Source organism: Leifsonia poae (assembly GCF_020009625.1).
Lineage (GTDB): Bacteria > Actinomycetota > Actinomycetes > Actinomycetales > Microbacteriaceae > Leifsonia > Leifsonia poae_A.
In genome coordinates this window covers 3,255,084-3,281,229 of sequence record NZ_JAIHLP010000002.1, presented here as the reverse complement: position 1 = coordinate 3,281,229, position 26,146 = coordinate 3,255,084, and the positions used below count along the sequence as shown (strand labels likewise).

Annotated in this window: 25 protein-coding genes and 1 tRNA gene; 7 read left to right on the top strand and 19 right to left on the bottom strand. The window is 67.6% G+C overall.

All coding sequences use genetic code 11. From position 1 onward, the window contains the following. Positions 1 to 2 precede the first annotated feature (2 nt). The gene (locus K5L49_RS16410) at positions 3 to 248 is read left to right on the top strand and encodes a hypothetical protein (protein ID WP_223694405.1); all 246 of its coding nucleotides are present in this window, start codon (positions 3 to 5) and stop codon (positions 246 to 248) included. On the opposite strand, the gene K5L49_RS16405 is transcribed toward K5L49_RS16410, so the two are convergent. The 5 genes from K5L49_RS16405 to K5L49_RS16385 form a co-directional block, all read right to left on the bottom strand. Continuing rightward, positions 224 to 646 carry an Rv3654c family TadE-like protein gene (locus tag K5L49_RS16405; RefSeq protein WP_223694403.1) on the bottom strand — a complete coding sequence of 141 codons (423 nt, stop codon included), beginning with the start codon at positions 644 to 646 and terminating at the stop codon, positions 224 to 226. The two genes, K5L49_RS16410 and K5L49_RS16405, sit on opposite strands and share 25 nt — an antisense overlap. Further along, positions 643 to 960: a TadE family type IV pilus minor pilin gene (locus tag K5L49_RS16400; protein ID WP_223694401.1), complete on the bottom strand. Its 318-nt coding sequence runs from the start codon at positions 958 to 960 to the stop codon at positions 643 to 645. The genes K5L49_RS16405 and K5L49_RS16400 overlap by 4 nt, the downstream gene beginning before the upstream one ends. A 22-nt stretch (positions 961 to 982) precedes the next feature. After that, positions 983 to 1,138 carry a DUF4244 domain-containing protein gene (locus tag K5L49_RS16395; RefSeq protein WP_223694399.1) on the bottom strand — a complete coding sequence of 52 codons (156 nt, stop codon included), beginning with the start codon at positions 1,136 to 1,138 and terminating at the stop codon, positions 983 to 985. A gap of 220 nt (positions 1,139 to 1,358) precedes the next feature. After that, a complete protein-coding gene (locus K5L49_RS16390) occupies positions 1,359 to 2,231 on the bottom strand; it encodes a type II secretion system F family protein (protein ID WP_223694397.1) in 873 nt (290 codons plus the stop codon). 46 nt (positions 2,232 to 2,277) lie between these two features. Next, positions 2,278 to 3,324 (bottom strand): TadA family conjugal transfer-associated ATPase, encoded by a 1,047-nt coding sequence (locus tag K5L49_RS16385; protein ID WP_223694395.1) that lies wholly within the window; start codon positions 3,322 to 3,324, stop codon positions 2,278 to 2,280. 413 nt (positions 3,325 to 3,737) lie between these two features. Here K5L49_RS16385 and acs point away from each other — a divergent pair, with 413 nt between their 5' ends. Beyond that, positions 3,738 to 5,687 (top strand): acetate--CoA ligase, encoded by a 1,950-nt coding sequence (gene acs / locus K5L49_RS16380; protein WP_223694392.1) that lies wholly within the window; start codon positions 3,738 to 3,740, stop codon positions 5,685 to 5,687. Positions 5,688 to 5,746: 59 nt separating this feature from the next. Here acs and K5L49_RS16375 read toward each other — a convergent pair whose 3' ends face one another. Then, complete coding sequence (locus K5L49_RS16375; RefSeq protein WP_223694391.1) at positions 5,747 to 6,217, bottom strand: RidA family protein; 471 nt, start codon at positions 6,215 to 6,217, stop codon at positions 5,747 to 5,749. After that, positions 6,217 to 6,384: a DUF4177 domain-containing protein gene (locus K5L49_RS16370; RefSeq protein ID WP_223694389.1), complete on the bottom strand. Its 168-nt coding sequence runs from the start codon at positions 6,382 to 6,384 to the stop codon at positions 6,217 to 6,219. Before K5L49_RS16370 ends, K5L49_RS16375 begins: the two co-directional genes overlap by 1 nt. A 53-nt stretch (positions 6,385 to 6,437) precedes the next feature. Between K5L49_RS16370 and K5L49_RS16365 the strand changes: the two genes are divergently transcribed. From K5L49_RS16365 to K5L49_RS16355, 3 genes are all read left to right on the top strand, one after another. Then, positions 6,438 to 9,008 (top strand): transglycosylase domain-containing protein, encoded by a 2,571-nt coding sequence (locus K5L49_RS16365; RefSeq protein WP_223694387.1) that lies wholly within the window; start codon positions 6,438 to 6,440, stop codon positions 9,006 to 9,008. Beyond that, positions 9,008 to 9,991, top strand: a complete 984-nt coding sequence (locus K5L49_RS16360) for a metallophosphoesterase (RefSeq protein ID WP_223694386.1) — start codon at positions 9,008 to 9,010, stop codon at positions 9,989 to 9,991. Before K5L49_RS16365 ends, K5L49_RS16360 begins: the two co-directional genes overlap by 1 nt. 57 nt (positions 9,992 to 10,048) lie before the next feature. Further along, a tRNA-Pro gene (locus tag K5L49_RS16355) sits at positions 10,049 to 10,122 on the top strand. A 77-nt stretch (positions 10,123 to 10,199) separates the two neighbouring features. Here the strand turns inward: K5L49_RS16355 and K5L49_RS16350 are convergent. The 9 genes from K5L49_RS16350 to K5L49_RS16310 form a co-directional block, all read right to left on the bottom strand. Then, positions 10,200 to 11,213 (bottom strand): LLM class flavin-dependent oxidoreductase, encoded by a 1,014-nt coding sequence (locus K5L49_RS16350; RefSeq protein WP_223694384.1) that lies wholly within the window; start codon positions 11,211 to 11,213, stop codon positions 10,200 to 10,202. A 106-nt stretch (positions 11,214 to 11,319) separates the two neighbouring features. Then, positions 11,320 to 11,889: an immunoglobulin domain-containing protein gene (locus tag K5L49_RS16345; RefSeq protein ID WP_223694382.1), complete on the bottom strand. Its 570-nt coding sequence runs from the start codon at positions 11,887 to 11,889 to the stop codon at positions 11,320 to 11,322. Positions 11,890 to 11,948: 59 nt separating this feature from the next. Continuing rightward, a complete protein-coding gene (locus K5L49_RS16340; protein ID WP_223694380.1) occupies positions 11,949 to 13,808 on the bottom strand; it encodes a DUF4012 domain-containing protein in 1,860 nt (619 codons plus the stop codon). 99 nt (positions 13,809 to 13,907) lie between these two features. Beyond that, positions 13,908 to 15,218 (bottom strand): UDP-glucose dehydrogenase family protein, encoded by a 1,311-nt coding sequence (locus K5L49_RS16335; RefSeq protein WP_223694379.1) that lies wholly within the window; start codon positions 15,216 to 15,218, stop codon positions 13,908 to 13,910. Between the two features lie 44 nt (positions 15,219 to 15,262). Continuing rightward, the gene (locus tag K5L49_RS16330; RefSeq protein WP_223694377.1) at positions 15,263 to 15,934 is read right to left on the bottom strand and encodes a thymidine kinase; all 672 of its coding nucleotides are present in this window, start codon (positions 15,932 to 15,934) and stop codon (positions 15,263 to 15,265) included. A gap of 30 nt (positions 15,935 to 15,964) precedes the next feature. Then, on the bottom strand, positions 15,965 to 16,666 hold the full coding sequence (locus tag K5L49_RS16325; protein WP_223694376.1) for a helix-turn-helix transcriptional regulator: 702 nt from the start codon (positions 16,664 to 16,666) through the stop codon (positions 15,965 to 15,967). Next, positions 16,663 to 17,883, bottom strand: a complete 1,221-nt coding sequence (locus K5L49_RS16320) for a hypothetical protein (RefSeq protein ID WP_223694374.1) — start codon at positions 17,881 to 17,883, stop codon at positions 16,663 to 16,665. Before K5L49_RS16320 ends, K5L49_RS16325 begins: the two co-directional genes overlap by 4 nt. Then, positions 17,880 to 19,112, bottom strand: a complete 1,233-nt coding sequence (locus tag K5L49_RS16315) for a sensor histidine kinase (protein WP_223694372.1) — start codon at positions 19,110 to 19,112, stop codon at positions 17,880 to 17,882. Before K5L49_RS16315 ends, K5L49_RS16320 begins: the two co-directional genes overlap by 4 nt. A 162-nt stretch (positions 19,113 to 19,274) precedes the next feature. After that, positions 19,275 to 20,423, bottom strand: a complete 1,149-nt coding sequence (locus K5L49_RS16310; RefSeq protein WP_223694370.1) for an Rv2578c family radical SAM protein — start codon at positions 20,421 to 20,423, stop codon at positions 19,275 to 19,277. 178 nt (positions 20,424 to 20,601) lie between these two features. Between K5L49_RS16310 and K5L49_RS16305 the strand changes: the two genes are divergently transcribed. Beyond that, positions 20,602 to 20,757, top strand: coding sequence for a hypothetical protein (locus tag K5L49_RS16305; RefSeq protein WP_223694368.1), 156 nt, complete (start codon positions 20,602 to 20,604; stop codon positions 20,755 to 20,757). A gap of 31 nt (positions 20,758 to 20,788) precedes the next feature. Here the strand turns inward: K5L49_RS16305 and K5L49_RS16300 are convergent, their stop codons facing one another. The 3 genes from K5L49_RS16300 to K5L49_RS20240 form a co-directional block, all read right to left on the bottom strand. Continuing rightward, on the bottom strand, positions 20,789 to 22,447 hold the full coding sequence (locus K5L49_RS16300) for an ABC-F family ATP-binding cassette domain-containing protein (protein ID WP_223694366.1): 1,659 nt from the start codon (positions 22,445 to 22,447) through the stop codon (positions 20,789 to 20,791). Between the two features lie 192 nt (positions 22,448 to 22,639). Beyond that, positions 22,640 to 24,115: a malate:quinone oxidoreductase gene (locus K5L49_RS16295; protein WP_223694365.1), complete on the bottom strand. Its 1,476-nt coding sequence runs from the start codon at positions 24,113 to 24,115 to the stop codon at positions 22,640 to 22,642. Positions 24,116 to 24,169: 54 nt separating this feature from the next. Continuing rightward, positions 24,170 to 24,733, bottom strand: coding sequence for a TetR/AcrR family transcriptional regulator (locus tag K5L49_RS20240; RefSeq protein WP_263298890.1), 564 nt, complete (start codon positions 24,731 to 24,733; stop codon positions 24,170 to 24,172). Positions 24,734 to 24,824: 91 nt separating this feature from the next. Between K5L49_RS20240 and K5L49_RS16285 the strand changes: the two genes are divergently transcribed. Beyond that, positions 24,825 to 26,060 (top strand): FAD-dependent oxidoreductase, encoded by a 1,236-nt coding sequence (locus K5L49_RS16285; RefSeq protein WP_223694363.1) that lies wholly within the window; start codon positions 24,825 to 24,827, stop codon positions 26,058 to 26,060. Positions 26,061 to 26,146: the final 86 nt, after the last annotated feature.

Genomic DNA, 26,146 nt, shown 5'->3' with positions numbered 1-26,146 from the left:
GCATGGCAACCACATCAACGACGACGTATACCGCCAAACTGACAGACGGCCCTCTCGAGGGTAAGACGATCTCCACCGAGTTCCTGGACTCCGGTGACCCTCGGCCCCGCCTCGACATTCCCTCCGGTTCGGGGACGAAACGCTACCTGTATGCCCGCTCGTCCGTTCTCGAGTTCGCTGCGGACGATCCGACCGACAACCGCCCGAGCGCGGTGGAGTACCGCTATCTGGAGGCCGTCTTCGGCTGAGCTGTGCCCGGGGGACCCGCCCGCGCCTCGGCTGTCACCGTGAAGCCCAGATAGTCGGACTCCACCACGATCGTGACGATCAGACCGTCCAATCGGCACGACGAGACACGCGAGCCGTTGGCCTGGGCCACGTCGTCGGCTTCGGTACAGGGGACGCCCGGAAGGCGGCCCGAGGCGACGTCTGCTGCAGTCAGCGCCGCCGCATCCGCTGCGTTCGCTGCCCGCTGCTGTGCGACGGCTGCACCTGCAACGGCGATACCTGCCGCGGCCAGCCCGAGGAGCGCCCCGATGATCCCGACGGCGAGCACGGTCGCCGATCCGCTCTCCGCACCCTTCTGCCGGTTCTCCGCGTCGCCGCTACGCCGCTTCAGCGTTCCCGAGGTGAGGCAGCGGATCATTCGTCTTCCTCGGAGCGCTCGTTCGCTGCGCAGGCCTGCGCCGAAGCGACGACGCCGATCGCGCCGAGCCCGGTCACACCGCTGGCCGCTGCGATTCGCACGCAGATCAGCTTGCCTTCCTGTCTGCTCTCGTATCCTGCGGCTCCGGCACCGGTGACGACGGCGCCGGGGTCGTCTCCCCGCCCGAGCATCCGGGCTGCGACCGCGGCCGCCTGAGTGAGTCGCACCTGTTGGGCGACGGCCTGGATGGCGCCGACGCACAACGCCAGACACATGAGCACCGCCGGAAGGACGACGGCGAACTCCGCCGTCACACTCCCCCGATCATCGGCGGCCTCACCCCGCGGCAGACAACGCACGTTTGACCAGATCAGTCAGGATGCTGCGCACTTCGTCGCCTCGCAGAAGCACGACGAGCAGCCCGGCGAACCCGACCGCCGCCATCGTCGCCACAGCGTATTCGGCCGTCGCTGAGCCCCTGTCGTCGCGCACGAACTCGAGTGTTTGTCGCCACCCCCGAGCATGGTCGCGTCGAAGGGGGCAGCACACTCGTGATTGGGCCGTCAAAGCCCCGTTCACGTAGTCGTGCCGTGCGGTTGTCTGTCTCATCGTCTGTCCTCTCCCCGATGCCGCAGTTGGTTCCGCGATCTCTTTCCATCGTCGGAGACCTCGGGTTTCCGCGGCGTCGTTCGACCGATTCGGTGGACAACACTCACAATCTGCTGACTGTGGAGGAGACGATGGAGAGCACGACCGGCGCCACCCCGAGCAGGAGGAAGCTCGGGAGTACGCACACCCCGAGCGGCAGCATCAGCCGCACCGCCAGGGTCGCCGCGGCCCGTTTACCGTCGATCCGCGCATCCCGTCTCGCCTGCCGCGCAGCACTCCTCAGCAGATCGGCTGCCGGGGCACCCGCCCGCTCGGCCAGGGCGAGGATGCGATCGAGGTCCTTTTCGGCGCGGAGTGCGAGATCGAACCGGGCCGACGCGTCACGCACACACCCTTTGGCCAGCGGAACCGAGACCCCTCCGGTCAGGGCGACGGCGACCAGGTCGAACGCGAAGCCTGGCGCGCCGACGGGAGGAGCCGCCCGTCGTGCCAACGATCGCGTCCAGAGCCGCCCGCCGATGAGCAGAGCACAGCCCGACGCGAGCACGACCCACCCGATGACACCGCCGAGCAGGGTTCCCACCATGTCGACGCCCAGTGCCCCTCCGAGGGCGAGGCCGAGCACCGGCAGCCAGCCGACGAGGCGGGATGTCGCGAGCGGTCCGGCCAACCCGACCTCGATCTCGCGCTCCGTCTCCGCCCGGTCGCGGAGGACCGCCCCGAGCTCGCGCAGGCTCGGCGCAAGCGGCGACCCGGCCTCGTCGGCTACGGCCCAGGCCGTCCCCAGAGCACGCCAGGCCGTCGTCGAGCGGAATGGAGCGACGGCTCCCGCGAGCGCATCCGTCACCCGCGACCCGGATGCGATCGCCCGGGAGACAACCGAGACAACGGGATGCGTCGAGAATTCCCCGAGATACGACCAAGCCGACTCCGGGGCGACACCGGCCTCGAGCAGCGTCGCCAGTTGCTCGACCATCTGCGCGGCTTCTTCGCTCTCTCCCCCGGCCCGACGTGTTCGGGGCTCAGCGCGACGGGTCATGCTCGACCACACCCAGGCGCCCGTCGTCGAGCACCTCGAGCCGGGCAAAACCTGCCACGCGACGTCTTCCCCCAGCGCGTTCCACGTGCACGACGAGCCCGATCGCGCTCACCGCCTGTCTGGCCAACGCACGGTCTCCCATTCCGGCGAGCGCGCCGAGCGCCTCCAGTCGGGCCGGCACGTCGGCCAACGAGTTGGCGTGCAGCGTTCCCGCTCCGCCGTCGTGACCGGTGTTGAGCGCGCTCAGCAGATCGCTCACCTCGGCTCCACGGCATTCGCCGAGCACGAGTCTGTCTGGCCGCATCCGCAACGCCTCGCGCACGAGCCGACGCAGATCGACGGCGCCCGCCCCCTCCAGGTTGGGTTGCCGCGTCTGCAGACCGACGACGTGCGAGTGGTCGATGCGCAACTCCGCCACGTCTTCGATCACGACGAGTCGTTCGTCTGGCGGCGCGTGGGAGAGGAGCGCGGCGAGCAGGGTCGTCTTTCCCGCTCCGCCCGCGCCGGTGACGAGCAGGTTCGTGCGCGCCGCGATCGCCGCTCGCAGGGTGTCATTCTGCGCGGGCGTGACCGACCCGGCGGCGACCAGATCTGGCAAGCGCAACGGGCTCGGGCTCGGGATGCGGATGGACAGCAGCGTTCCGCCGGTCGAGATCGGCGGAAGCACAGCGTGAACCCTGACTCCGCCGTCGAGGCGCACATCCATGAAGGGCGTCGACTCGTCGATGTGCCGGCCGCCCCGGGCGATGAGGCGCACGGCGAGTTCGCGAGTGGCACGCTCGTCGGCCTGCCAGCCGTCGATGCGTCGCAGGCCCTGCCGACCGCCGTCTGTCCAGAGCTCCCCCTCGCCGTTGATGAAGAGGTCGGTGATGTCGCCCCGGAGGAAGTAGGGGGCGAGCGGTCCGAAAGTCTGCCATGGCGTCGCGAGTTCCGCGGGAGCGATCGGCGGCGGAACCGGAGGCGGCGCCGAAAGAGGCGCCGGAACCGGAGGAGGCGCCGGAACCGGAGGCGGCGCCGAAGGAGACGGCACGAGCGAAGGCGGCGGTACCGAACGCAGTCTCGGAACAAAAGGAGTGGTCTGCTCAATGTCCATGCTCCGACGGTACGGAGCGAAGACACGCGGCCGAGAGGTCGACAGTAACCGGTGGAGAAGCGTCCGGCTGACGACACTGTGGAGGAAGCGCTCCACACCGCGGAGCGCAGCTGCCGGTTAAAAAGAGGGGGGCCGCACCTATTGGGGGGAACAGGTGCGGCCACTACGGCGCATGATTGGGGGGAATCGTTTGCGCCGCACGCCAGAATTAATATTCGGCCGCTGACCAGTTTACGCAGAATCGATGCAAACGCAAGTCTTATCGGAGCACGTCACCGGCACGTTGTAGAGTCGGGCAGTGTCGCGCCACGACCAGAACACCAGATCGCAAAGGAGCGAACAGCCTCCCCATGAGCAACACCATCGACAACCTGCTGCACGAAGGGCGACGCTTCGCCCCGAGTGAGGAGTTCGCCGCCACTTCGGTCGCGTCTCCCGCTCTCTACGAACGCGCCCGTGAGGACCGGCTCGGCTTCTGGGCCGACCAGGCCCGCGAGTTGATCCACTGGCACAAGCCGTTCACCCGCACGCTCGACTGGACGAATCCACCGTTCGCCAAGTGGTTCGACGACGGCGAGCTGAACGTGGCGTACAACTGCCTCGACCGGCACGTGCTGGCCGGAAACGGCGACCGGGTCGCCATCCACTGGGAGGGTGAGCCCGGCGACAGCCGCAGCATCACCTACGCCGAGCTGACCTCCGAGGTCAAGAAGGCCGCCAACCTGCTGACCAGTCTCGGCGTCAAAGCCGGCGATCGCGTGGCGATCTACCTGCCGATGATTCCCGAGGCCGTCATCGCGATGCTCGCCGTTGCCCGCCTCGGTGCGGTGCACTCGGTTGTCTTCGGCGGGTTCAGTGCCGAGAGCCTGCGCTCGCGCATCGACGACGCCGAGGCCAAGCTCGTCATCACCGCCGACGGCGGCTGGCGCAAGGGCAAGGTCTTCCCGCTCAAGAACGCGGTGGATGCGGCGATCGCCTCGGGCGACTCGACCGTGGAGCATGTGCTCGTCGTCAAGCGCGGCGAGAACGACGTGGAGTGGACCGAGGGCCGCGACCTGTGGTGGCACGACGAGATCGCACAGGTCGACGCCGACCACGTCGCCAAAGCCTTCGAGGCCGAGCAGCCCCTGTTCATCCTCTATACCAGTGGCACGACGGGGAAGCCGAAGGGCATCCTGCACACATCGGGCGGCTATCTGACGCAGGCCGCCTTCACCCACAAGAACGTGTTCGACCTGCACCCGGAGACCGACGTCTACTGGTGCAGCGCCGACGTCGGCTGGATCACTGGCCACAGCTATGTCGTTTACGGGCCGCTCGCGAACGGTGCCACCCAGGTGCTCTACGAGGGAACACCCGAGACCCCGCACCAGGGCCGCTGGTGGGAGATCATCGAGAAGTACAAGGTCTCGATCTTCTACACCGCGCCGACCGCCATTCGCTCGTTCATGAAGCTCGGCCGGCAGATCCCGCAGAAGTTCGACCTTTCCAGCATCCGGGTGCTCGGTTCGGTGGGTGAGCCCATCAACCCCGAGGCGTGGATCTGGTACCGCGAGGTGATCGGCGGCAACAAGGCTCCGATCGTCGACACCTGGTGGCAGACCGAGACCGGCGCCATCATGGTCTCCGCGCTCCCCGGGATCACCACGTTGAAGCCGGGTTCGGCGCAGGTTCCACTGCCCGGCGTCTCGATGGACATCCTCGACGACGCCGGCGTGCCGGTCGGCAAAGACCAGGGCGGCCTCCTCGTGGCGACCGAGCCTTGGCCGTCGATGCTTCGCGGAATCTGGGGCGATCCGGAGCGGTTCAAAGAGACCTACTGGGAGAAGTTCGGCGACAAGTATTTCGCCGGCGACGGCGCGCGCTACGACAAAGACGGCGACATCTGGCTCATGGGCCGGGTGGACGACGTGATGAACGTGTCAGGCCACCGCTTGTCGACCGCAGAGATCGAGTCTGCTCTCGTCGCGCATCCGCTGACCGCGGAAGCCGCCGTGGTGGGTGCTGCAGACGAGACAACCGGTCAGGCCGTCGTCGCCTTCGTGATCATCAAGCAGAGCCAGCTCGAGCTCGCCGCGTCGACGGATGTGGTAGCCGAGCTGCGTAAGCATGTCGCCGAGCAGATCGGTGCCATCGCGCGCCCGCGGGAGATCTTCGTGGTCACCGAACTGCCCAAGACCCGCTCGGGCAAAATCATGCGCCGCCTCTTGAAGGACGTGGCGGAAGGTCGCGAGGTCGGCGACACGACCACGCTGGCCGACACCGCAGTGATGACGTCCATCCAGAGCAAGCTCTCCTAGCGAGACACGCGAAAAGGGCCCGGCTTCGTGCGAAGCCGGGCCCTTCTCTCGCGTGTCTGCTAGTCGAAGGCGAGGACGAGCTCCACCTCGACGGGCGAGTCCAGCGGGAGCACTGCGACGCCGACGGCGGAACGCGCGTGCACCCCGGCGTCTCCGAAGATCTCGCCGAGCACTTCGGAGGCGCCGTTGATCACGCCGGGCTGACCGGTGAACGACGGGTCGGAGGCGACGAAGCCGACCACCTTGACGATGCGGGTCACGCGATCGAGCGAGCCGATCACGCTCTTCGCGGCCGCCAGGGCGTTGAGGGCGCTGATGCGGGCGTACTCCTTGGCGTCGGCGGCCGGGATCAGGCCGTGCCCGTCGCCGACCTTGCCCGTGGCGGGGAGGGCCCCGGAGACCATCGGGAGCTGACCCGAGGTGTAGACATGGTTCCCGTCGACCACCGCTGGGGTGTAAGCGGCGACCGGGGGCACCACATCGGGGAGCTGGATGCCGAGCTCGGCCAGACGGGCCTCGACCGCGGCCATCAGGCGTCCACCTCGTCGAGGATCGGGCGCTTCAGATAGGCGACGAGACCGCCCTCCGGGCCGGTGACGACCTGCACCAGCTCCCAGCCTTCCGAACCCCAATTGTTGAGGATCGCAGCGGTGTTGTGGATCATGAGTGGCGTCGTGAGGTATTCCCAGCGCGGCATTGTGCTCCTTGCGTTCGGGGGGTTTATCAGGTTTCTCACCTACCCTTGATCTTATGTCTGCCAAAAAACCCCAGGCTAGAGGTGCGCTCGGCGCACTCGGCGCGTTCATCGGCATGAGCGCCGTCGCCGGCCTTCTGGTCACGGCCGCCGTCACCCCCGCCATCGCGGTGACGGGCATGGCCGCCAACGACAGCATCGGCGTCTTCGAGGGCCTTCCCGAGTACCTCACCATCGACCAGCTCGCCCAGCCCACCACCATTTACGCCAAGAAGGGCGACAGCAACGTCGTCCTCGCCACGTTCTACTCGCAGAACCGTCTGCCGGTCGCGTTCAACCAGATCTCGCAGGCCGTGAAAGATGCGGCGGTCGCCGGCGAGGACCCGCGCTTCTACAGTCACGGCGGCGTCGACATCCAGGGCACCATCCGCGGCGCCCTGTCGACTGTCGTCGGTCATGACACCCAGGGCGGCTCGTCCATCACCCAGCAGTACGTCAAGAACGTGCTCCTGCAGAAGTGCGAGGCGAAGCCGCAGAAGACGAAGGCGGAGCTGAAGGCATACCAGCAGTGCGTCGACGACTCCACCGGTGTCACCCCGGATCGCAAGATCAAGGAGATGAAGTACGCGATCGGCCTGGAGAAGAAGTACTCGAAGGACCAGATCCTCACGGAGTACCTCAATATCGCCGGGTTCGGCGGCTCCATCTACGGTATCGAAGCGGCCGCGCGCTATTACTACAACGTCACGGCCGCCGCGCTGTCGCCGGCCCAGGCTGCGAGCCTCGTCGCGATCGTGAACGAACCGACCAGCCTCAAGCTGGACAACCCGTCGAGCAAGACGAACGGCGCGGCCAACGGCTACGCGGCCAACAAGGACCGCCGCGACTACATCCTGCAGAAGATGTACCAGTACAAGAAGCTCACCAAGGCCCAGTACGAGGCGGCCGTCAAGACGCCGATCACCCCGGTGATCACCCCGTCCACCCGCGGCTGCCAGACCGCGGGCGGGTCCGCGTACTTCTGCGACTACGTGCAGCGCGTGTTCCTGAACGATCCGTCGTTCGGAAAAGACGAGGACACCCGCGCTTCGAACCTCAACCGCGGCGGCTACAAGATCTACACCTCGCTCGACCTCGACCTGCAGGCGACCGCTGAGGGGACGCTCGCGAGCTACGTGCCTCAGACCTACGACAGGGCCAACCTGGGCGGCGCACTCGTTGGCGTTCAGCCGGGAACCGGTCGTGTGCTCTACATGGCGCAGAACAAGGAGTACTCCCAAGATCCGGATGTGCTCGCTTCGAGCCCGAAGTACTCCTCGGTGAACTTCAATACGGACCAGGACTACGGCGGCTCCTCCGGCTTCCAGGTCGGATCGACCTACAAGGTCTTCACCCTGGCGGATTGGCTGGAGAACGGGCACTCCCTCAACGAGACCGTGAACGCGAACATCCGCACGTATCCCTCCGGCACGTTCAAGGCAAGCTGCATTCCCGGCGGCGTGTACGGCGCCACGCCGAACCGCTGGCCGACCAATGACTCGTACGGCGAAGAGGGACGGCGTAGCGCTCTGCAGGCGACGGTGCAGTCGATCAACACGGCGTACGTCTCGATGGCGTCGCAGCTCGACCTGTGCGACATCCGCAAGAACGCCGAGGCGTTCGACGTGCACACCGCAACCGGTGTGCCGCTCGACACCAACCCGGCGAGCGTACTCGGCACCAACACGATCGCTCCGCTCACCATGGCCACGGCATTCGCCGGCATCGCGAACGGTGGTCAGGTCTGCACTCCGATCGCGATCGACAAGATCATCGACGGCAGCGGCAAAGAGGTGGCGGCTCCCGCGTCGAAGTGCTCCCAAGCGGTCGACCCGCAGATTGCGGCGACCATGGCGTACGCGCTGAAGCGCGTCACGATGGGCGGTGGCACCGCATCGGGCGTGAACAACACCGGCAAAGACATGCTCGCCAAGACCGGAACCACCGACAACAACGAGCAGCTCTGGCTCGTGGCCGCGACGACCAAGGTGGCGGGCGCATATTGGGTCGGCAATATCGACGGCCACCAGAACATGCGCCAGATTTATCCGACGCACGGCACAACGCCGGCGCTCGCCCGCACAGCGGTCATGAGAGCCATGATGGCCACAGCGGTCGGCAAGTACGGCGGAGACGACTTCGCGAGCCCTTCGCAGAAGCTGCTGCAGGGGGTTCAGGTCACCGTTCCCGACCTGAGCGGTAAGTCCGCGGCCGACGCGAAGTCCATCCTCGACGGGCTCGGCCTGAGCTACACGGACGGCGGAGCACAAGACGGCGTTCAGCCGGCCGGCACGGTCTCGTCGAGCAACCCCGCCGCGGGTGCGAGCGTCGGCAAGGGCTCGGAGATCACGGTCTACACCAGCAACGGCACACTCGTCGCACTGCCGAACGTGGTCGGAATGAAGCTCTCCGACGCGCAGAGCGCTCTGAACGCGTTCTCGGTGTCGGCTTCGGGGGGCGGAGGCAGCCCCGACAGCGTTGTGGACTCGATGAACCCCGGCGCCGGAACAGCGGTGAAACCCGGCTCCAGCGTCACCCTGGCGCTCAAGGCAGCGTCCCCACCGTCGACACCCGGTCCAGGAAACTAGTGGCGACCACGTCCGGCCTGCGCGCGGCGGGCACCGCATTGGCGGTGCTCGCCGCGGCTGGCGCGGGCGCGTTCGCCTGGGGCTCCCTCGTCGAACGCAAGCTCTACACGCTGCGCCGGGTCACCGTTCCGGTGCTTCCTCGCGGTTCGGAGCCCATCCGGGTGCTGCACCTCTCCGATCTGCACATGGCACCGTGGCAGCGGGACAAGCAGGAGTGGGTGCGCGCGCTCGCCGATCTGAAACCCGATCTCATCGTCGACACCGGCGACAACCTGGGTCACGAGCAGGGCCAGACCGGTATCGAGCGTGCTTTCGAACGCTTCCGCGGCATCCCCGGGGTCTTCGTGCACGGGTCGAACGACTACTTCGGCCCGCAGGCGAAGAACCCGTTGAAGTATTTCGCCGGCCCGTCCAAGAAGAACGCCTCGACCGCTCCCCGCCTCGACAACGCCGCCCTCACCGCCTATTTCGACAGCCTCGGCTGGATCGATCTGAACAACGCGGCCGGTTCCGTGAACATCAACGGCACACATCTGGAGCTGTTCGGGGTGAACGACCCGCACATCCGGTATGACCGGGTGGAGGCCATCCCCGGCGCCCTCGACGAGCTGCGCGAGAACGATCCGTTCTCCGACGACGCCACCTGGCCGGAAGACGCGCCCCACGTCGAGCGGCCCACCGTGACCATCGGTGTCACCCATTCCCCCTACCGGCGCGTGCTCGACGCTTTCGTCACCTACGGTGCCGCCATGATCTTCGCGGGGCACACCCACGGCGGCCAGGTCTGCGTTCCCGGATTCGGGGCGCTCGTGACCAATTGCGACATCCCGCGCAAACAGGTGAAAGGCCTCAGCCTGTGGCGGCACGCCTTCCGTTCGGCGTTCCTCAATGTCTCGGCCGGGCTCGGCACCTCGATCTACGCTCCGGTGCGTTTCGCCTGCCGCCCGGAGGCGACGCTGGTCACGCTCACCTCCTCCCCCTGAGAGTGGTCACCGGCCCCCTCCCGGAACGTGTATTCTTATTGAGGCTTACGGGCCACTCGGGGTGTGGCGCAGCTTGGTAGCGCGCTTCGTTCGGGACGAAGAGGTCGCAGGTTCAAATCCTGTCACCCCGACACTATGAAGGCCGGAGCATCGAATGCTCCGGCCTTTCGTGTTCCACCGGTTCACTGCTGCCGCGACGCCGGGTTTGCTAGCCGAGCGCCTCGGCCACGATCTCCAGCGACCGCACCCGGCCGTCGATCGTTGCAGCACCCGACGAGATCATCAATTCGTCGACCTTCGTGGAGGCGAGCAGCGACTCCAGCCGGTCTCTGACCTCTGCGGGCGTTCCGATGGCCTGACGGGCGTTGCGGGCAGCGATGAAGTCCTCCTCGAGCTGCGAGAAGGGGTATGCGAGGGCTTCCTCGATGCTGACCGGCTGCGGCTTGGCGCCCTGACGCATCCGCAGGAACGAGAGCTGTCCGGGTAGGGAGAGCGCCCGCACGCGCTCCGGATCTTCGTCGGAGATCACGTTGACCGCGATCATCGAATGCGGCTCGCTCAGCGTCTCGCTCGGCTCGAAGCGACTCCGGTAGAGGTCGAGCGCCGCCTCGGTGTTATCGCCTGCGAAGTGGTGCGCGAAAGCGAACGGCAACCCCAGTGCCGCGGCGACCTGGGCACTGTACCCGCTGGAACCGAGCAGCCACAACTGCGGCGCATCGCCGAGACCCGGCACGGCGGTGATCGTGTGCAACGGGTTGGCGTCGCTCATCCCGCCGTGAAAGAACCCGATCAGGTCGAGCAGTTGCTGAGGGAAGTCGTCGACGCCGAGCCCCTCCTTGCTGCGGCGCAGGGCGAGCGCGGTCGCGCCGTCGGTGCCCGGTGCCCGGCCGATGCCGAGGTCGATGCGGTCGCCGTAAAGCGCCCGCAGAGTGCCGAACTGCTCCGCCACGACGAGCGGTGCATGGTTCGGCAGCATGACACCGCCGCTGCCCACACGGATGCGGGAGGTCGCCGCGGCGATGCCGGCGATGAGCACGGCGGGCGCGCTCGACGCGATCGCCGGCATGCCGTGGTGCTCGGCCACCCAGAAGCGCTCATAGCCGAGAGATTCGGCGGCCTGCGCGAGGCGCAGGGTGCCCGCCACCGCATCCGCGTTCGTGCCGTCGTGCGGGCGGCTGGCCAGGTCGAGAACGTTCAGAGGAATGCGGTGCTCAGTACTCACCTCAGGGGCAACCAAGACGGCCCGCGGAAGATTCCGCGGGCCGCTCTCGATTCCGGTCGACTCCTCGGGATGGAGCCATCAGGCCGGGATGCTCAGTTCAGGATGCTCAGGGAGCGGTGCGACGACGGCGTGCGGCCAGCAGGCCGAGCACGATCAGTCCGGCGACGACGAGCGCGCCCCCGATCCAGGCGATGTACCAGCCGATGACGGAGCCGGTGGAGGCGATGCCGGTGCTCGACGGGGTCGTTCCGGCCGTCTTGGCGGCTGGCGCGTCGGCCGGGAGCACGGTGACGGTCGCCGCCGAGGCGGCTTTGCTGACCTCGCCGGTGCCGGTGATGGTGTATGCGCCGTCGGCGTTCTGGGGAACCGTCACCGTGAGGATGGCGCTCCCGTCACTGGAGGCGGCCTTCACGGCGTGCGCGCTGCTCACGCTCGTGCGGTACGAGGCGAGGGATGCGGTGGCACCGTTCTGTCCGGACACGGTGTAGGCGACGTCCTCGGAGGGTTTGAACGTTCCGGGGTCGCAGGTGAGCGTGGCAGTCTGCCCCGCGGAGACGACCGTCGGACTGATGCTGCAGGCACCGCCGGCGGTGTAGGGCGTGGCGTTGGCGGCGGCGGGCACCGCCAGGGCGAGAGCGGCGCCGACGATCAGCGCCGCCAGGACTTTCTTGGCCATTCGGGAAGCCTTTCGACGGACCCGGCACGAGTTCCCCGGGGCGGTAATGTGATTATTTCTCAGTTTACCGCCGTGGTGCAGTCCAGGGCAATGATCGACGCGCCACCCGACGCCCCCACATCGGGGGTCGTTCCGCGTGCAGGAAGTGTCGGAGTGACGGTGACGGACATCCCCGGCGTCTTCTGTTGCACATCGAGAAGATCGACCGACACGGTCTTCGACTGGCCCGGTGCAAGATCGACCGTGAACAGGCTCACAGGGCGTCCCTGATCCGTGCCCGCGATCGTCGGATAGGCCGCACTGCCGCTCGTCGTCGCGACGAGGAGCCCACCCTCCGCCCCGTACACCGCAACGCGGGTGCGGATGGTGCCCGGCTCGACACCGTACGTACCGTCACCGGTCACATACGCCGGAAGAGCGGTCCCGGCATCCGCCGGCGCGGTGTTGGTGAGCGTCACCGTGACCCGCGTGCTCGGCGTGCCATCGGCCCGGCAGACAGCCGTTCCCGCTTCGACGTGCGTAGTGAGGTAGTAGTCCATCTTTGAACCGGTGGCGTCGTTGAAGTACACCCCGATGCCAGCGGTCGACGATGTCGATGCCGGAAGGAGTCCCGCCAATGTCGTCGAAGCGAGCACCTTCTGCTCCGAGGGATGCGCGCTCCAAATGAGCATCCGCCGCTCATCCCCCGCCCGCACGAGCGCCTTGACGAGGGCCGTACCGTCGGCCGATCCGGAGGCCACCTTCCCGAAGACCGCACTCGCGGCCGCAGCGAAGAACGCATCCTGCTGCGCAGGGTCGGACCAGCGCGCATACGCCTGGCTGAGCAGCAGAGGAACCGCGTTCTCGGCGGAGAGGCTGTCCCCGGTCGCCAGAGCGACCGGGCCCGTCGCCGTGAGCAGATAGGACAGGGCGACGGGGTCGATCGTGACCACCCCATCCACGGTGCCGCCGCCGTGCGCTTTCCACATGGCCGTGGCCGTGGCCGCGGCAAGCGGGAAATCGGGGGTGAGGTTGACATCCTGCATGTACCGACCGAGAAGCGGCCCGTACAGCCCTTGCGTCGCGGCGGGGATATCGGCGACCGGCTGGGCGAACGGCCCGATGCTGGTGCCCGAAGCCTGGGCGAGCAGGGAGATCTTGCCATGTTCGACCCCGATGACCGCGAGGGCGCCGACGAGACCGCCCGTCGCCCGCAGCTCGGCCGGGTTCTGCACCAGCAGCAGGTAGGTGCGCTGGGAGTCGCCACCCAGCATCGCGGGAAGGAGTTTTGCGCTGTTGCCCAGCGCGTCGACTGACGGGGTCGCGGTGGCCAGGAGCGAGCGCAGTTGGTCGACCGCTCCGCGAACCGGCCCGACCGTGGCCGATTCGTCGATCGCCGCGACCGAAGCCGCAGCGCGATGGAAGGCGAGCTGCGCTCGAGTCACCACCGGCTGAGCCTCACGGAGCGGCGTCAGGTCGACGGCCCCGCCGACCGGTTTGAGCCGGGAGGGGTCCGCCGTCTGGGCGACAGCGACCAGCGGGGCGATCACGCGCGAGGCGATGCTGTCCGTGGCGGCGGCGGCCGTGCGCACGGCGGCGAGGTTCGGCCCTACTCCCGGCACGATCTCGGCGGCGCGCCACACCGGATCGCTCGTGAGCGAGGCGGCACGTTCGGCGTGCTTGCGCAGCTCCGCCGCCGCGTTCGTCGCCGCCGACAGATCTCCGGAGACGATCGATGACTGCACCGCCTTCGCGTACGGCAGGGCACTTTCGAGCTCGTTCTTCGCCAGCAGACCACGGATGCCGACCCAGCCGGCCGCGATGAGGAGCACGAGCACGACGCCCGCGACACTCCAGCCGACCACTCGCCGGGTGCGGCGTCGACGCGGAGACGGCGACGGTGACGTCGCGGTCGATTCGGGAACGCCAGGAGCCGCCATGCGACTAATCTAACAATTCCTCACTTTTTTGCCGACCACTGCCGTACCCCCGAAACCGGGGACAGACTTCGGTGCGAAGAACGGGATGCGGTGCGCGCCTCAGCGACCCAAACCGCGATAGATCCACCCCGCGGCGCGCCACGCGGCTGGATCGAGGCTGTTGCGGCCGTCGATCACCGTGCGTCCCGCCACGAGACCGCCCACCACCACCGGATCGAGCCCGACGAACTCGGGCCACTCCGTGAGCAGCACCACGACCTCGGCGTCGCGCACGGCGTCCTCGACCGACTCTTCGAAGCGCAACTGCGGCGCCCGCCGACGCGTCGTCTCGATCGCCTGCGGGTCAGTGGCCACCACCACGGCGCCGAGCTCATCGAGACGCAATGCCACATCGAGCGCCGGAGAATCGCGAACGTCATCCGAGTGCGGTTTGAAGGCCAGCCCGAGCAGGGCCACGCGCTTGCCCTCGACCTCGCCGCCGAGCGCCTCCGCCACGAGCTCCACCACGCGTGCGCGACGGCGGAGGTTGATCTTGTCCACCTCGTCGAGGAAGGCCAGAGCCTCCCCCTTGCCCAGCTCCCGCGCACGAGCGCTGAAGGCCCGGATGTCCTTGGGCAGGCAGCCGCCGCCGAAACCGACCCCGGCGTTGAGGAACCGACGGCCGATGCGGTTGTCGTAGCCGATCGCATCCGCCAGCTTCGTGACATCGGCGCCGGTGACCTCGGCGATCTCGGCCATTGCGTTGATGAACGAGATCTTCGTGGCGAGGAAAGCATTGGCCGACACTTTCACGAGCTCGGCGGTCGCATAGTCCGTCACGATCACGGGAGTGCCGGCGGCAACGGCACTGGCGTACACCTCGTCGAGGATGCGCGCCGCCCGCTCGCCCGCAGCATCCGCGGGAACGCCATACACCAATCGGTCGGGCCGAACGGTGTCTTGCACGGCGTATCCCTCGCGCAGGAACTCCGGGTTCCAGACCAGTGTCGCGTCCACGCCCGACCGGGCGACCTGCTCGGCCAACCGGGCGGCGGTGCCGACCGGAACCGTGCTCTTCCCGACCAGAAGGTCGCCGTCTTTCACATGCGCGAGGAGGGAGGTGAAGGCCGCATCGACGAAACGCATATCGGCCGAGTCGCCGTCAGCCGCCTGCGGCGTTCCGACCGCGACGAAATGCACATCGGCCCCCGCCGCCGCCGCGAAATCGGTCGTGAACCGCAGCCGACCGGCCGACACCGACGAGGCGAGGATCTCCGGCAGTCCTGGTTCGAAGAACGGCGCACGACCGGCTGCGAGCAGCTCGATCTTCTTCGCGTCGACATCGATGCCGACCACGTCGTGACCCAGATCGGCCATCGCGGTGGCGTGGACCGCCCCCAGGTAGCCGCAGCCGATAACAGAGATCTTCAAGGTGGTACTCCCGTCGATGCGCCGCGACAGCAGCGCGCAAAAGGTCAGGTGAAGTCGGCGTCCGGTTCGCTGACATAGGCGGCCGAATCCAGCGGCCAGCGCCTTCGCCCACTGTTGAGCACCCCCTGGCTTTCCTGCAGATAGCAGGCGCCGCACAACGATTCGTAGCTCACAGAGGCGCCGTCGATGGCCACCTGGTCGCCGTCGAAGACGAACACGTCGTCGATCTTGCGGGCGTTGAAGATGGCCTTGCGCCCGCACCGGCAGATCGTCTTCAGCTCCTCCAGCGAGTGCGCAACCTCAAGGAGCCGCCGGCTGCCCGGGAACGCCACCGTCTGGAAATCGGTGCGGATGCCGTATGCCAGCACGGGAATGTTCTCGAGGATGGCGATCCGCAGCAGATCGTCCACCTGGGCCTCAGAGAGGAACTGTGCCTCGTCGACGAGCAGGCAGCTCACGTCGCGGTCGAACCGTTTGACGGTGCGCTCGCGGTGCTGCTGGAATTTGCCGTACGCATCCGTCTCCGGTGCGATGAGGAAGTCGACCTCGCGCGTGACACCGAGACGCGACAGGATGCCCATGTCGCCCTTGGTGTCGATCGCCGGCTTGGCGAGCAGCACTCGGTGCCCGCGTTCCTCATAGTTGTAGGCCGCTTGGAGCATCGCGGTGCTTTTGCCGCTGTTCATCGCTCCGTATCGGAAATACAGTTTCGCCACGCACCGATCCTATTCGGTCGAGGCTGCGTGTCAGGTGAGGTAGCCGTCTTCGGCCGCACGCCGGATGAGGTCGGCACGCGAACTCGTCGGCCGCCCGACTTTGCCGTACTTCTCGCGCACACGGCGGAGGTAGGTCTTCGCGGTCTCGTACTGCACGTTCATCGCCCGCGCCACCTCGGTGGTCGTGCGCCCGTCGGCATAGAGGGTGAGCGCCTGGCGTTCGCCGTCACTGAGATGTGGTTTGACGGCCGCCGCCGCACCCGGCCTCGGACGCCACGCGGCGCCTGCCGCTGCCTCCCCCGGCTCGGCGCCGGCACCCCGCCCCATGGCGGCCAGGGCGACATCGATCACCTCGACCATCGGTTGGGTCTTCGACAGGTACGCGACCGCGCCCGCGGCGACCGCAGCATCCCGGTCTTCCTGGCTGCCGACCGCGCTCAGCACGATCACGCGCGCACCGGCGGCACGGCAGGTGCGAACGCGGGCGCCGATCGACACCGACTCGCGCAGCTGCAGGTCCATGATCACCAGGTCGGTCGGAAAGGCCTCGCTGTGCACGAGTTCGAGCCAGGTGCTCGCGCGCACCACGAGGTCGAACTCGGGCGCGTGCTTCTCGATCCAGCTCGCGAGACTGTCGAGGAGCAGTTCGTGATCGTCGAGCAGGGCAAGTCGAATCGGCACCGGCGACGACGCGGCTGCCGGATTGGTCGTATCGGCGGAACGTGTGGTCATCGGTGGTCGTCTCCAGGGTAGGCGAAGCGAACGCTGAGTTCGCCTCCGGCGGTGCGCATCGTCGCCTCCATGCCACCCGAGCGCAAGGCGCTCACGAACGGCAGGATCTCGCGGCGCACCAGCCGATGGCTGTCGGTCGTGCGGCAGGTGATTTCAAACGTCGGGCGCGTCGGGTCTGTGGCCGTTATGTGCACAGACCCCGGGTCAAGGGCGGGAAGTTTCGCGACGGTGGCGATGATGGCGCCGACGATGGCTTTCCGCTCGTCGCCGAGCGCCCGCTCCAGCCGGTCCGGATCGGAGACGCGGCTGGTGATGTCGGCCACTCGGGTCTCCTCGCCCCTACTCGTCAACGCGCGCGTCAGCGTCTCGCCGAGCCAGGTACTGTTCACGGCGGCCACCGAATCGGCGCGCAGCGTGTCGGCGAGCTGAGCGGCGCGGCGCGCATCGTCTTCGGTCACCTCGCCGCGACGCAGAAGATCGGCGAGGAACGGCAGGGTCGCTTCGTCGAGGGTGGTGATCCGTTCCTGGTGCACCATGCGACGCGCGGTCTCCCGCAGCTCCGGGTCGAGCCTCGCCTGCCCCGCTCGCGCGACCTCACGCCAGGCGAGGGTCTCACCGGTCATCGTCCAGGCGTACCCGGAGCCCCCGCAGGCGAGCGCGATGATCGGAGTCGCGGCGACGGTTGTATAGACCAGCGGACTCGTCGCGATCGACAGGAACGGGGCTTCGAAGGCGGCGACGGTCCCCAGCACGAGCGCGGCGCCCACCGCAGCACCCACGACCTCGGAGATCGGCCGGAACAGCGGCATCGCCGTGAGGAAGAGCGCCACGACGATCTGACTCCAATCGTCTTGGATGCGCTGGTTGGCGCCCCACACCGAGACGGTGAACATGCACGCCGCCACCACCACCATTCCGAGCACCATCAGATGGGACCAGCGTCCGAGCGGAGCCAGGCCCGGGCGCGCACGGATCGCGAAGATCACCCCGGCCGGAACCACCAGTGCCAGGGCGACCCACGCGAGCCAGACGATCCGCACTTGACCTGTGCCCAGATGCAACAAGGTGGAGTAGAGCGCATAGCCCGCCGCGACAGCGCCCAGCGCAGGCACCAGCGCCCAGGCCGACTGCACGCCGAGCGGGTCGAGCCGCTGCGGTGTGCGCTCGAACGGCGCCGCGCGGAAGCGGGCGACGGCGACCTCGTCAGCGTCGGTCATGAGGCGATCGCCTCCTCCGGCTCGCCGATCGGCACGACGATCATCACCGTCGTGCCCACATCGGGGCTCGAGTAGATGGTGACGGCGCCCCCGACCCGCTCGATGCGGTCGTGCACCGACTGCCGCAGTCCGAGCCGGTCGGATGCAGTGGAGGCCGGCGCGAACCCGCGCCCCCCGTCGACGACCATCACCGAGACGGACTCGCTGGACGCCGAGATCGCGACCTCCGCTGTGGCGCTCCCCGAGTGCCGCAGCACGTTGACCAGACACTGCCGCGCCGCAAGTCCGACCGCTCGTCGGCGTTCCGCCCCGAGCAGCGCCAGCGCATCCCGATCTCCCGACAGGTCGACCGAGAGTCCCTCGTCGCGGGCGAGCTCAATGGCATGGTGGAGTTCGCTGCCGAACCAGATCTCTCCGGGCTGCGATTCGGGCGGATGCCCGTGACGGCTCCGATCCGGGGCGGGCTCGTCGCCGGCGCTCGGGTCCTTCCCGAGTCGGCGGAGGTCGGCTTCGACTCGGTCGCGGAGGCGTGGGGCGAGCGGCCCAGGGCCGGCGGCGGCGATCGCGATCAGCTCGCTCAGCACGGTGTCGTGGAGTTCGGCCGCGGATTCGGCGCTGAGGTCGCGTCGCAGGTCGTTGAGGCGCGCATCCCGGATCGATCGGTGGATCGCGGATTGGGAGCGACTTCGCGACCCTCGGGTGAGCCCGTCGAAGCTGAGCACGCCGACCAGCAGCAGGTAGGCGCCGAGTGAGATCGCGTCCGTTCGGAATTCTCGCCCGGCGGTGACGCTTGCCAACACGACGGCGGCCTCGGCGAGCGCGAACCCGAGCGTCGCCCACAGCACGCCGGCCAGGGCTCCTGTTCCCGTGCCGCCGACCAGGGTCATGGCGACGATGGGCAGCGCGATCACGAAGAGGTTGGTGTCGTGGTAGCTCGCGTTCTCGGTGAGCAGGGTCACGACATAGCAGTAGGTCGAGACCGTGCCGATCACGAGATACGCGACGGTCAGCAGCGCCGTTCGGCGTCGCGAGAGCAGGAGCAGAAGTCCGATCATCGGCACGAGCGCGATCAGTGTCACCCAGGTGAATGTCTCGGTTGAGCCCACGCTGGAGATCGCGACGTTGAGGAGCGCCGAGGCCAGGCAGACGAGTGCCGCCCACCGCGCCGCGGTGGCCAGCGCCCGCGAGTTGGCGGCGCGGGAAAGATGGCTGGGGAGACCCAGGGACATTCTCACCCCCGTCGGCGGTCGCGTTCTCGGGTCGTTCGCACATCGCACTCGGGCCGTGCAATGCTCTCCCGGGATTATGCCACCGAACGAGCTCTCGCGTGTACCCCAACCCGGGGGATGTGTACCCCGCCGATTTCGGGCGGCGCGCTGCTTGCCGACGCTTCAGAACAGTGTCGGCTGTGCTCCGCTCAGAGCGACCCCGATCGCTTCGGCCGGCACCTCTTCCTCGAGGAGACGGCCGCCACCCGCGTTCCCGACGGCGATGCCCGCCCCCGCTCGGATCTGTCGTTCACCCTCCCCGTCGCGGAGCATCCCGAGCGCCGTCGAGCGCACACCCCCGGTGAGCGGATCTTCTTCGCCACGTTCGAGCCCGTGCGCACGGATGAGCGGCTTGATCTTGGCCGCCAGCCACTGCCGGTAGCCTTTCGGGGCTCCAGCCCCGCCCCCGTACATGCGCCGATAGACCGGGAGGAGCTGGGGATGCTCACGCTCGAGCCAGAGGTAGTACCACTCTTTCACCCCGGGCTTGAGGTGCAGGGCCGTGTAGAGCACCGAGCTCGCTCCCGCGGCCTTCGCCTGCCGCAGGGCCTCGTCGAGGTGTGCCCTACTGTCGGTGAGGTACGGCAGGATCGGCATCAGGAAGACCGCGCAGGCGAGTCCGTGTTCGCGCACCGCCGTCACTGTGGCCAGCCGAGCTTTGGTGGTCGGTGTTCCTGGTTCGACCGACTGCTGGAGTTCGTCGTCGTAGACCGCGATGGAGAGGGCGAGGTCGACCGGCACCCGGGTGGCCGCCTCCGCGATCAGGTCGAGATCCCGTCTCAGCAGCGACCCTTTGGTGAGGATGCTGAACGGCGTTCCGGTGTCGGCGAGGGCGTCGATGATGCCGGGCATCAGCGCATACCGCCCTTCAGCCCGCTGGTACGGGTCGGTGTTGGTTCCGAGTGCGACCGGATGGCGCGCCCAGCTCGGCTTTCTCAGTTCTTTGCGCAGCACCTCGGCCACATTGACCTTGACGATGATCTCGTTGTCGAAGTCTTTGCCGCCGTCGAGGTCGAGGTATGAGTGGGTGGGCCGGGCGAAGCAGTAGACGCAGGCATGAGAGCAGCCGCGATACGGGTTGATGGTCCAGCCGAAGGGCATCGGCCCTCCGCCCCCGGGAATCTTGTTCAGCGCCGACTTCGCCAGCACTTCATGGAAGGTGATTCCCGCGAACTCCGGTGTGCGCACCGAGCGCACGAGGTTGTTGAGACGGGCCAGCCCCGGCAGCGTCGACGGCTCTTCTGTGGTGAGTTCCTGCCCGCTCCATCTCATGCCCCCATTCGAACATATGTTCGAATATGCGTCAAGCGGAGCGCCGACCTCATCCGACGGTCTCATACCGGAGGACGACGTGTCACCCTCCGGGAGCAGGCCCATTTCATACGCACGGACGATTCGCCGCGACCGCAGCCGGGAGAGGCTGGAACCACGATCCACAAGGAGAATCACCATGAACACTGTCACCCTTCCCACTACGGCCGAAGGCTACGTCCTGCTCTCCGACCCCACCAACTCCCACCTGCTCTTCGATACCGCGGGACTGCACCTGATCGGGTCGACGGTCATCGATCTCGGATCCTGCGCCGACGAGACCGCCGCCGCCTGACATCGGCGGTCTCGCTCACCTCCACGCCCACTCACCCCACAAGCCGGCCGCCCACCATCGCTACGCGCGCCCCGGTCCATTCGGTGCGGAGCCAGCGGTCGTGGCTGGCTACGACCACGGCGCCCGGATACCCGCCGAGAGCCGCCTCCAATTCGGTCGCGAGCGACAGCGAGAGGTGGTTCGTCGGTTCGTCCAGCAGAAACACATGCGGTGGCCTGGCGAGGATCAACGCCAACGCCAGACGCCGCTGCTGACCGATCGAGAGGCGGCCGACCGGGCGATCGACGTCCCTCGGGGCCACGAGGCCGAGCCCGGTGAGCGGGACACTCTCCGCCCGCCGCTCCCCCAGGGTCTGCTCGTAGATGCGGCGGGGGCTCGCCTCCGGGTCGGCGAACCGCACATCCTGCTCCAGCAGCCCCACCCGTAGACCTTTGCGCCGGGTGATCACTCCCCCGTCGAGCGCGAGCACTCCGGCCAACGCCGCGAGCAGCGTCGACTTTCCGGCACCGTTGTGACCGGTGATCAGGATGCGCGACTGCGGCTCCACCAGGAACGACGAGACCTCGATGCGGTCGGCGATGCGCGCATCCTTCGCCTGCAGCAGCAGACCGGTCTCCACCCCGAGCGCCTGGGACCCGCTGGGGATTCCGGCGAAACTGAGAAGGGCCGGCGGCTTGCGCACCTGGTTCTCCTTCAGCTCCTCGAGACGCCCCGTCGAGTTCTTGATGCGACGACTGATCTGACGGTCGAGGGCGTTCCCCTTGAACGCCTTCGCGAACTTGTCGTTGTCACGCACCTTTCCAGACCAGGCGATGCCGCGCGCCGTCACATCGACGGCGAACCTCAGGGCTTTCAGCTCATCCTGCTCATCGGCGAACTGCTTCTCCCAGCGGGCGCGCTCGCCGGCCTTGGCCACGAGCGAAGCGCTGTAGTTGCCGCCGAAGACGGTCGTGCCCGACCGTGCGGGGTCGAGGTCGAGCAGACTGGTTGCGACAGCATCGAGGAACGCACGGTCGTGGCTGGCGAAGACCACCGGCCCCCGCCAGGCGGCGAGTTGCCGCTCGAGGAAGGCGGCCGCGGCGTCGTCGAGGTGATTCGTCGGTTCGTCGAGCAGGAGCGCATCCGGCCGTTCCAGCAGCAGCGCCGCCAGGGCGAACCGGCTGCGCTGGCCGCCCGACACCTCAGAGAGACGGCGATCCAGCGGGATGCCGCCCACGCCGAGACCGTCGAGAAGTTCATCGCGACGGGCGTCGATGCTCCACACCTCGGCCCGTTCGGCCGCGTCGAGCGCCAGCTGGTAGCGCACGGCCGCATCCGGATCGTCATCGGACAGGGCCGCGGCCGAGAGCTCCAGCGCGTGCTCGATGGTGCGCACCTCGTCGAGGGCGTCCTCGAGCAGAGAGGCGAGGGTATCCGAGGGGTCCGCCCGCACCTCCTGCCAGAGCATGCCGGTTCTCGCCGGACGGCTGAGCATGCCGCTGTCTGGTGACTCGGCACCCGCCAGGATGCGCAGGAGCGTCGACTTGCCCACACCGTTCTCGCCGATCAACCCGAGCCGTGCGCCCGGGGCGACAGCGAGGGAGACATCGGTGAGAACGCGGTGGTCGCCGTAGCTCTGCGAGACGCCGTCGACCTTGAGGTGGTCGGCGACAGTGGCGAAGGAATCGTTTCGTGCGAATGCGTTGGTCAAGAGAACCGCCTTTCGAGCGCTCCGAAGAGCCGGTTCCCGCGCGGGCACACCCGTCGACCGAAGCATCGGAGCACCCGAACTGCCATGTCGACGGCGTCGACGAGCGCACTGAGCCTCGGACGCGGGACGAAAGGAGATTCCTACTTCATAGCGTTGACGACCATAACAGCCGTCACGCGGTGACGTCCAGCGTCAGAGTGAGATGTTCAGCGTCTTCGCCGTTGACGCCATCACCCGCTCGGCCTCGGCCGGACGGTCGTTGAGGGTCGTTCCGATCGTGGGGATGAGGCCCTCGAGTGTCGGCAGCCACCCCTGATACTGCTCCGGGAAGCAGCGTTCGAGCACGTCGAGCATGATCGGCACGGCGGTGGAGGCGCCCGGGGAGGCCCCGAGCAGGCCGGCGATCGACCCGTCGGCGGAGGCGATGACCTCGGTGCCGAACTGCAGCACGCCGCCCTTCTTTGCATCCTTCTTCATGACCTGAACGCGCTGGCCGGCGGTGATCAGCTCCCAATCCTCGCTCTTCGCGGTCGGCATGAACTCCTGCAACGCCTTGACCTTCTTCGCACGGTTGGCCATCAGCTCGCCCGCGAGGTACTTGATCAGGTCGAAGTTGTCTTTGGCCACGGCAAGCATCGGCACGAGGTTGCCGGCACGCACGGAACCGGGCAGATCCCACCAGGAGCCCGACTTCAGGAACTTGGGGCTGAACCCGGCATACGGGCCGAACAGCAGCGAGGTCTCGCCGTCGACGACGCGGGTGTCGAGGTGCGGCACCGACATCGGCGGGGCGCCGACGGCGGCCTTGCCGTAGACCTTCGCCTGGTGTTGCGCCACGATCTTCGGGTCGCTGGTGCGCAGGAACTGCCCGGAGATCGGGAAGCCGCCGAAGCCCTTGATCTCGGGGATGCCCGACTTCTGCAGCAGATGCAACGCACCGCCGCCCGCGCCCACGAAGACGAAACGAGCGGTGACTTCGTGCGGGGTGTGGCCGACCTGGTGACGCACCTTGATACGCCAGAGACCGTCCTTGGTGCGTTTGATGCCGCGCACCTTGTGGTTGAGCGCGATCTCGGCGCCACGGCGCTGGAGGTCGTCGATGAGCGAGCGGGTGAGCGAGCCGAAGTCGACATCGGTGCCAGCCGGAACGCGGGTGGCGGCGACACGCTGCCGCGGGTTGCGCTTCTTGGTGAGCAGCGGAGTCCACTCGGCGAGCACGGCCGGGTCTTCCGTGTACTCCATGCCCTGGAACAGCGGCTGGTCTTTCAGCGCTTCGTAGCGCTTACGCAGATACGTCACGTTGTCGCGACCGTGCACGAACGTCATATGCGGCGCCGTATTGATGAACGTGGAGGGTGCCGGCAGGTCTCCGGAGTCGACCAGGCTCGACCAGAACTGCCGACTCAGCTGGAACTGCTCGTTGATGCTGATGGCCTTGGCCGGGTCGACGGATCCGTCGGCCGCCTCCGGCATGTAGTTCAGCTCACAGAGGGCCGCGTGACCTGTTCCGGCGTTGTTCCACGGGTTCGAGCTCTCTTGGGCGACCTCGCCCAGGTTCTCGTAAAGACGGATCGTCCAATCGGGCTGCACGCGCTGGATGAGTGCTCCGAGTGTGGCGCTCATGATGCCGCCGCCGATCAAGACAACGTCGAGGGAAGAATTGCTCACCCCGCAATCCTACGGGGAGTTGGACGGGCGGATGCCGTGAGCCGCTGACGTGCGTCAGGTGAGCAAGATCGTTGCTTCGCGGGCCGCCGTCAAGACCTCGTCGTCTGACGCGGCGGTGCCTTGCGCGGCGAAGAGGGCAGCACTGACGGTGTCGAACGCCATCTGCGCCCGGAGTCTGGTGACCGTCGGAGCATCGTCCGCAAGTACACGGTCTACCACGGCGTCGAACCAGGTTCGCCGATCGCTCCCCTCCTCGGCGAGTTTCTGCATGATCGCCCGGTTGGCGTGCGCGAATCGCATGCCCTGAACGCGCTCTTTGCCGGTGGATTCCACCCACCTCAATGCGGTGCGTCGAAGAAGATCCGGCCCAGCGGGTTGCTCTTCGACCCAGGCAAGGAGTTCGTCGATCTCGCGCCGGCGACCGTCGAGAAGCGCGCGGATGATCGCCTCCTTGCTCGGGAAGTGGTAGTACAGCGACGACTTCGTGACCCCGAGCGCTTCGGCGATATCCCGAATGGACGTGCCTTCGAAGCCGCGTTCCGTGAACAGCTCCAACGACACCCGCAAGATCTCCGCCCTCGTCTCGCTGCCCGGTCGTCTCGTCGACTTCTCATCCATACGCATCATCGTAGTTGACGAACGAGCGTTCAGTAAGTATCGTTCCAATCGTCGAACGATCGTTCGGCAAGCAGGGTGGAGGAGAAACACCATGACAGACCTTTCAAGACCGTCAATCGCCGTCATCGGGGCCGGACCCGGTGGGCTGTTGGCCGCCCGCGTGCTTCAGCTCGGCGGAGTCGACGTGACCGTGTATGACGCCGATGCGTCATGTGGATCCCGAGACCAGGGCGGAACCCTCGACCTTCATGCAGACTCCGGTCAGATCGCTCTCGAAGACGCCAATCTCACGGCGGAGTTCGCCGCCGTGGCCAGACCCGAAGGCCAGGCCCACCGCCTGCTCGACCCGCAGGGCACGGTACTGGTCGAGCAAACCCCTGCCCCCGGCGAGACCGCCGCACCAGAGGTCGACCGTGCCCAGCTGCGCGGCATGCTCGCGGAGTCGCTGATTCCCGGCACGATCCGGTGGTGGCGCCGGCTGGTGAGCGCACACCAGGGAACCCTCACGTTCGAGGACGGCGGCGTCGAGACGGTCGACCTGGTGATCGGGGCCGACGGGGCGTGGTCACGCGTACGGGCGGCCCTGACAGATGCCGCTCCGACGTACACCGGGGTCACGTTCGTCGAGGCGCTCTTCACGAATGTCACCCGGCGGCACCCTGAGGTCGCCGCCCTGGTCGGCGACGGCCACATGTGGGCCAACGGCGACGGGAAGACACTCGTCCTCCAACGAAACAGCGGCGACGTCGTCCGCGGATACATTTCTTTCCGCGCCGAGCTCGACTGGCTCGCGGAAGCCGGCCTCGGCGCCGCCGCCGGACGCGGCGGCGTCCTCGACCCCAGCGGCACGATCGCAACCGACACCGAACAGGTGAGGGCTGCTCTCAGAAGGCGTTTCGCCGAATTCTCACCGGAACTCCTTCGCGTGATCGATGACACAGAAGGAACCCTCCCGAACCGACCGATCTTCGCACTGCCGACCCCCACGACATGGGCACACCAGTCCGGCATCACCCTGCTTGGTGACGCCGCCCACGTCATGTCCCCTTTCGGTGGCAACGGCGTCAATCTTGCCCTCCTCGACGGCGCCGAACTCGCTCGTGGCATTGTCAGCGCCGTCCGCACTGGAACGGCCATCGATGACGCCGTGCGCGCCTATGAAGAACGCATGGTTCCGCGCGGGGCAGCGATGGGAAAAGCAGCCAACGACGCCATCGCCGAGCACTACGCCGTCGGTGGCCCCGACCTCGACAGCATCCCCGACTTCGATGAAGCGGCCGAGCAATGGCGCACCAACGCCGCCGAGTACCGCGCCAACCAGAACTGAAGCGCCGGATACCGGTCACGTCGATCACAGCTATCGGGATGGTCGCCACCCCCGCTCCGGAAGGGAAGCAGAGAAGGCGGGGCTGG